1 protein-coding gene is annotated in these 657 nt (G+C 43.1%); it reads right to left on the minus strand.

What is annotated here, in order from left to right; all coding sequences use genetic code 11:
- On the minus strand, positions 1-657 hold a 657-nt coding region (locus A3738_RS25410), incomplete at both ends, for a permease (RefSeq protein ID WP_068763943.1).

The raw sequence follows: 657 nt of genomic DNA on the forward strand, positions 1-657 counted from the left end.
AGAATAGGATGTTGTATAAGAAACCTGCTGCAATCGCCATTGATAAAATGACGAATAGGAACGCAGCGATCAGCTGATTTTTAAACAATGATTTCAGTAAGATAACTTCGGTAAGACTTGCTCCCGCACTGCCAATAATCAATGCCATAACTGCGCCGAGCGCCATGCCTTTTTCAACCAATACTGCACTCAATGGGATGACGGCTTCTGCGCGAATATATAGGGGAATACCGATCACAGCAGACACAGGAATTGCCCAAGGGTTTTCTTTGTTCGCAACAGAGCTGACGAATTCAGTAGGCATAAATCCGTATATCAACGCGCCCAATGCAATGCCTCCAAATAAGTACGGTGCAACTTGTTTAAAGTCTTTCCAAGTTGAGTCCCATATTGCTTTCCATTTATTGATAGGTGCTTTGGAGCCACATCCACTTCCGTAAGTTTTAGCGGGTTCCACATAAGCTTCTGGTTTTACGAAGCGTTCAAACCCCAGTTTTTCAAGCAGAAAACCTGCAATAACGGATACACCCATCGCGATAATGAAGTAAAAAATAGTGACTTTTATGCCAAAGGTGATCGCAAACAAGCCAATGATAATTGGGTTTAAGAGTGGGCTTGAGAACAGGAATACCATCATTGTGCCAAAGCCCGCATTTG

It is taken from the genome of Oleiphilus sp. HI0066 (assembly GCF_001635725.1).